At 57.6% G+C, this 4,427-nt stretch carries 5 protein-coding genes and 1 pseudogene; 3 read left to right on the top strand and 3 right to left on the bottom strand.

What is annotated here, in order from left to right; all coding sequences use genetic code 11:
• Together ACRXB1_RS31480 and ACRXB1_RS31475 are read left to right on the top strand one after the other, a co-directional pair.
• Positions 1 to 442, top strand: a pseudogene (locus ACRXB1_RS31480) (BadF/BadG/BcrA/BcrD ATPase family protein); the annotation flags it as partial.
• Positions 443 to 481: 39 nt separating this feature from the next.
• Positions 482 to 1,306: a Cof-type HAD-IIB family hydrolase gene (locus tag ACRXB1_RS31475; protein WP_062168757.1), complete on the top strand. Its 825-nt coding sequence runs from the start codon at positions 482 to 484 to the stop codon at positions 1,304 to 1,306.
• Positions 1,307 to 1,384: 78 nt separating this feature from the next.
• Here the strand turns inward: ACRXB1_RS31475 and ACRXB1_RS31470 are convergent, their stop codons facing one another.
• Positions 1,385 to 1,687 carry a hypothetical protein gene (locus ACRXB1_RS31470; RefSeq protein ID WP_174363719.1) on the bottom strand — a complete coding sequence of 101 codons (303 nt, stop codon included), beginning with the start codon at positions 1,685 to 1,687 and terminating at the stop codon, positions 1,385 to 1,387.
• Between the two features lie 347 nt (positions 1,688 to 2,034).
• A complete protein-coding gene (aqpZ, locus tag ACRXB1_RS31465; protein WP_061998268.1) occupies positions 2,035 to 2,748 on the bottom strand; it encodes an aquaporin Z in 714 nt (237 codons plus the stop codon).
• 294 nt (positions 2,749 to 3,042) lie between these two features.
• Here aqpZ and ACRXB1_RS31460 point away from each other — a divergent pair, with 294 nt between their 5' ends.
• Complete coding sequence (locus ACRXB1_RS31460) at positions 3,043 to 3,348, top strand: H-NS histone family protein (protein ID WP_061998269.1); 306 nt, start codon at positions 3,043 to 3,045, stop codon at positions 3,346 to 3,348.
• A 189-nt stretch (positions 3,349 to 3,537) separates the two neighbouring features.
• On the opposite strand, the gene ACRXB1_RS31455 is transcribed toward ACRXB1_RS31460, so the two are convergent.
• The coding region (locus tag ACRXB1_RS31455) for a glycosyltransferase family 4 protein (RefSeq protein ID WP_449494266.1) at positions 3,538 to 4,427 on the bottom strand (890 nt) is incomplete at its 5' end.

The raw sequence follows: 4,427 nt of genomic DNA, 5'->3' as shown, positions 1-4,427 counted from the left end.
TCACACCACCAGACCATCGCGATCGGCGACATCGGTGCATCTGCAGCGCGTCCTGGATGGGCGCGCGCCGGCTGACGACTGGTCCCATGCGCTGCTTGAATGCACCAATGTCGCCGATCGCGATGGTCTGGTGGTGTGGCTGAGCGCTGCCAACCAGACCGCCTATGCCACGCTCGCACCCACGATCTTCCAGCATCGAAATCATCCGTTCGCCGAGCGGCTGCTTCAGGAGGCGGGTCGCGAGATCGAGACGATGGTGGCGGCGCTCGACCCCGACAAGGTAATGCCGGTGGCATTGTGCGGCGGTCTTGCGAGCCCGCTCGAACCGTTTGTGCCGGAGACGCTTCGCGCCCGCTTGCGAGTACCGCTTGCGGACTCAGCAGCGGGCGCGCTGCAACTGGCTCACCGCGCGGCGGCGGGGGAAGGGCGGGCAGCGCGCTAGAATGCCAGAGTCCTAACGGCTAAAAGGAAGCGCCTTCCCATGTATTCGATCATCGCAACCGATCTCGACGGCACCTTGCTCAACAGCGACCATCAGGTCGACCCGTTCACCGTCGAAACGGTCCGCGAACTTGAAGCGCAAGGGGTGCGTTTCATTATCGCCACGGGGCGGCATTACCGGGACGTGGTGGGGATTCGAATGGTGCTGGGTATCAATGCGTATCTCATCACGTCGAACGGCGCCCGCATCCACGCGCCCGACAACGAGCGTATTTACGCGCGTGACATTGCGCCTTCAGCCGTGCGCCGGCTCGTCCAGCCGGATCTGGCGGGCAGCGAGCGTGTGATCGTGAACCTGTTCGCCGACGACGCCTGGCTGATCGACCGGCATGCGCCGACCTTGCTCGAATTTCACCAGGATTCGGGATTCAACTATGACGTCATGGATCTGCGCCAGCACGACGGCGAGAACATTGCGAAGGTGCTTTATATTGGCGATCCGGAAGATTTGAAGGTGACCGCGGCGAATCTCGAACGTGAATTCGGCGATTCCATTTACGTGACCTTTTCAATGCCGGATTGCCTGGAGGTGATGACGTCGGATGTATCCAAGGGAAGGGCATTGCGGTTCGTGCTGGACCGACTCGATATCGATACCGCGCATTGCGTGGCGTTCGGCGACAACATGAATGATATCGACTTGCTTGAAACCGCCGGACGTCCATTCATGATGAAAAACGCGAATCCTGATCTGGTCAAGCGCCTGCCGAATATTCCGAGAACTGGCAATAACTTCGAGGCAGGGGTCGCACATCAGCTGCGCAGTTTGTTCGGCATGAGCGACAAAATCGCCGCTGGCGAGTAACACGATCAAACGCGAACAATAAAAAAGGAGCGCCCATACGGCCGCTCCTTTTTTTAGATCTGGCGAAACGCCGGATCTTTATCCACGATGATTCCATCCGCCGCGATTATCGCCGCCATAATTCCCGCCGCGATGGTCCCAGCCGGTACGATCCCAACGGCCCCGGTCCGGTCCGCCCCAGCGCGGTTCATCGTGACGACGCCAGGCGGGCGGCGCCGCACGATAATAGGGTGCGGGTTGTACATACACCGCCGCGGGACTTGTATAAACCGGTGCGCCAAGCGACAAGCCGATATTCAGATCTGTATGTGCCTGCGCGGCTCCTGCTGCACCTAACGCGAGACCAGCGGCAACCAGCAGATGCGTAACGATGCGTGTCATGGTGTTCTCCTTTATGGGCGACGCGTGTCGCATGAATCTAATGTACGCATCCGTCGTCTTACGAGTATCGACGAGTTGTTACCGGGTGAAAGTGTTGCGAAAGGGAGTCTGCGGGATTAAAGCGTGGCTGGCATGGGTGCAAAACCCATGATGGTAAAAGCTTTGCGGTTGATGGAACGGCGTGTGGCTCTGACGGCCAGCATTTCCAGATTCGAAAAGCAGTAAACGCACATTACATTTGTCGCAGCCGATTCATATTGCCTGGCTGGTTTAAACGGTTGAAACCGCGAACTCAATAAAAAAACGGGCGCCGGGCGCCCGTTTTTCCTCAATCGACTTGCTGTGAATCAGGCCGATGCAAGCGCCCGTTTCTTCGCGCCGGTCAGCAGCGGATAGACCACACCCGCGATGATCGCGCCGATGATCGGTGCAACCCAAAACAGCCACAGTTGTTCCACTGCCGCGCCGCCGACGAACAATGCCGGGCCGGTCGAGCGAGCCGGGTTCACAGACGTGTTGGTCACCGGGATCGAGATCAGGTGGATCAGCGTCAGGCACAGCCCGATTGCGATCGGTGCAAAACCGGCGGGCGCACGGCTGTCGGTTGCGCCAAGGATGACGAACAGGAAGAAGAACGTCATGACCACTTCGCAGACGAGCGCGGCCATCATCGAGTAATGACCAGGCGATTGGTCGCCAAAGCCATTGGTCGCGAAACCGCCGAGTTCAAAGGTCGGCGAACCGCTTGCGATCACATACAGCACGTACGCGCCGAGAATGCCGCCAATCACTTGCGCGACAATGTACGGAGCCAGATCGCGAACCGGAAAGCGGCCGGCGACGGTCAAGCCAACGCTTACGGCCGGGTTCAGGTGGCAACCGGAGATGTGGCCGATGGCATAAGCCATGGTGAGCACGGTCAGGCCAAACGCGAGCGAGACGCCCGCAAAGCCAATACCAAGTTGAGGAAATCCAGCGGCAAGTACGGCGCTTCCGCAGCCGCCCAGCACGAGCCAGAACGTACCAAACATTTCTGCGCCGAGGCGCTGTCCCAATCGCATGATTCGAAGTCCTAAAAATATATAAAAAACTGAAACGTTTTCGCTGCGTGTGATCGCTATTAAATTGACGACCAAATGCAGCGGGTAGGCAGTGTAATCCGAGTATCGGCAGTAGTTGTCAACAATTGTCAAATCAGCCAGAACTAAGGCAAGTCCTATTAAGATTGGCCTATAGTTTCAAGAATCTTCTTAAGTTGTTTGGGACTTTCTGCAATTGCGTTGGCAACCGTTGCATCTTTTATTCGATATCGTTAGGCTTCTCAATAATCGCTGCCTATTGAAAAGGGATTGGAAATGTCGCAATACATTGAGCTGAAGGCCCAAATAGCCAAACTTCAGGAGCAGGCCGAAGAAGCGCGCCGCACGGAACTGGAAGCTGTACTCGTGGATATACGGCGGAAGATCGTTGAGTATGGGCTTACCGCACAGGATTTGGGGCTGACGGTTGTACGCCGCGGGCGCCCGCCGAAGAAAGAACCATTGCCACCGGTCTACCAGGATCCCAAGTCAGGTAATACGTGGAGTGGCCGTGGCAAACCGCCGAAGTGGATCGTGGGTAAAAGCCGGGAGCGTTTCTTGATTAATCAGGAGCATTCCTGACAAAGCCGTGCATCGGGACAAACTGCGAAAAAGGCCCCGCTGGTGTCTCTGGATACAAAAAAATCCACCCTGCTGCGGGTGGATTTCTTTGCGCTGCAATAACGCGGTTTATTCCAGCTAAGTAAATCAAAAACTCTCCGATGTCGAATCTTTATGGATCGCAACATCGGATTAATCGGCGTTCCTCGATCAGCCTACTGCAACCTGGCGCAGCATCGGGCGCTTTGCCGCCTGAAGCAGGGCGGTATAGCTGTCGACATAATTCTGCGCCATCGTGCTTGCACAGAAACGGCGTTCGAACTGCGCGCGGATTTCGGTGCGCGACAGTTCATCGAGTCGCTGAAGTGCGCCAACTGCGCCCTGCACGTCTTCGCAGATAAAGCCCGTCACGCCGTGATCGATGACTTCCGGGACCGAACCGCGATTGAACGCGATTACCGGCGTACCGCACGCCATGGCTTCGATCATCACAAGACCAAACGGCTCCGACCAGTCGATCGGGAACAGCAGCGCCTTGGCGCCCGAGAGGAACTCCGGCTTTTGCTGCTCGTTGATCTCGCCGACGAATTCCACATTTGCGCTGGAAAGCAACGGCTCGATCGTGCTCTTGAAATACTCCTGGTCAACCTTGTCAACCTTTGCGGCGATCTTCAGCGGCAGACCGGTTTGCGCTGCGATCTGAATTGCCAGATCGGCGCGCTTTTCCGGGCAGATACGGCCGAGAAAGGCGAGGTATTCCGGCTTCTTGTGCTTTTGCGGCGTCAGGAGATCCTGCGGCAGCCCGTGGTAAATCGTGTTTAGCCACGCGGCTTGCGGCAGCGGCTGGCGCTGCGAATCCGAGATCGAGATGACCGGCGCTTCTGGAAATGCATCGAAAACCGGCTGCAATTCGGGCAGGTCGAGACGGCCATGCAGCGTGGTCACGAACGGCGTATCCATCTGCGAGAACGTTGAAAACGGCATGTAGTCGAGGTGGAAGTGGAGCACGTCGAACTCATGCGCGCGGCGGCGAACCTTCTCCAGCAGCAGCGCGTGGGGCGCGTTCCAGTCACGGATGGTCGGGTCGAGGCGCAGCGCAA

The sequence above is a fragment of the Caballeronia sp. M23-90 genome, from assembly GCF_053574605.1.
The sequence above is the reverse complement of the archived record's forward strand: the minus strand, read 5'-3'. Positions and strand labels throughout refer to the sequence as shown.

Coding starts and splice junctions, on each gene's coding strand:
- ACRXB1_RS31470 (WP_174363719.1), bottom strand. CDS start 1,687: ATGACACGCATCGTTACGCATCTGCTGGTTGCCGCTGGTCTCGCGTTA.
- ACRXB1_RS31475 (WP_062168757.1), top strand. CDS start 482: ATGTATTCGATCATCGCAACCGATCTCGACGGCACCTTGCTCAACAGC.
- ACRXB1_RS31460 (WP_061998269.1), top strand. CDS start 3,043: ATGTCGCAATACATTGAGCTGAAGGCCCAAATAGCCAAACTTCAGGAG.
- aqpZ (WP_061998268.1), bottom strand. CDS start 2,748: ATGCGATTGGGACAGCGCCTCGGCGCAGAAATGTTTGGTACGTTCTGG.